The sequence below is a fragment of the Loktanella salsilacus genome (genome assembly GCF_900114485.1).
Lineage (GTDB): Bacteria > Pseudomonadota > Alphaproteobacteria > Rhodobacterales > Rhodobacteraceae > Loktanella > Loktanella salsilacus.
This window is the reverse complement of sequence record NZ_FOTF01000077.1, coordinates 1-1,059: the sequence shown is the minus strand read 5'-3', so window position 1 is coordinate 1,059 and position 1,059 is coordinate 1. Positions and strand designations below refer to the sequence as shown.

Here is a 1,059-nt window from a genome sequence, read left to right as displayed (position 1 = left end):
TCGTTCTGGTGAGTATCCCACGTCATTGTCCTATCCCGCCCACCTGAAAATTAGAGAAAAGTAGAGCAGCGGACAACAACCCTGACAGAGGGGGCGGCAGTGGTATTTGACTGTATAAGCCAAAGGCAAAATGCCGCATGGCCGATTGTCACATGTGACAATGGCGTTAAATTAGAAGGTAAAAATACTTTAAATCAATATGTTGAGTATCTTATTTTTTTGAATAACCGATTGGCTTTTTTGATGTTATTAGGCTCAAGATTGAAGTGCGACACCTTCCGCCCCAAGGGCATAGGATGTTGCTATGGAAAGCCACTACAAACACTTGAACGTCGAGGAACGCGGCGTAATATTTGCAGAACATGAACGGGGCTTAAGCCTGCGTGAGATTGGACTCCTTCTGGGGAGGCATCACGGCACTATCGAGCGTGAATTGAAGCGAGGCGCCGTGCCTGGTGGCTACAACCCTCAGGTGGAACGGCGTGCTTATCATACTGCGCAGCGACGTTCTGGTCGGCCGCGGAAATTGGCCCTTGGTGCCCCGTTTTGTGATTGGGTGCGCAACCGTCTGATCCATTGGCGCTGGTCGCCAGAGCAGATCGCGGCCAGACTACGGCTTATGCATCCAGATGATCCCAGTCAGCGCATCAGTCACGAAGCGATCTATGCCGCAATCTAAGCTCAACCACGTGGCAGGTTGAAGGTGCTGATGATTGAGGCGCTGCGGCAGGCCAAGCAGAAACGCGGCATGCGACGCACAAGCTCGGCGGGCTCAGCTATAGTAACGGAAACATTGCGCATCATCCATCGTCCCGAAGACATCGAGGCACGCCTGGTTCCCGGTCATTGGAAAGGCGATCTGATCAAGGGGGCTTTCAATCGCTCAGCGATAGGCCCGGTTGTGGAACGTAAGACGCGCTTCGTCATTCTTAGCAAGATGCAGGGCTGTACCGCCAACGCCCCTCTCTAAGAGCCCGATTTAAAACTATTTGAGTGAGTTCAGTGGTTTGTGATTCTGTTCGGTTGTGAAGCTGAATGGAGATCACAATGGCTTGGACT

Annotated in this window: 1 pseudogene; it reads left to right on the top strand. The window is 51.9% G+C overall.

Annotated elements, in window-relative coordinates:
• Nucleotides 1-304: 304 nt before the first annotated feature.
• Nucleotides 305-967, top strand: a pseudogene (locus tag BM131_RS20810) (IS30 family transposase); the annotation flags it as partial.
• Nucleotides 968-1,059 lie beyond the last annotated feature (92 nt).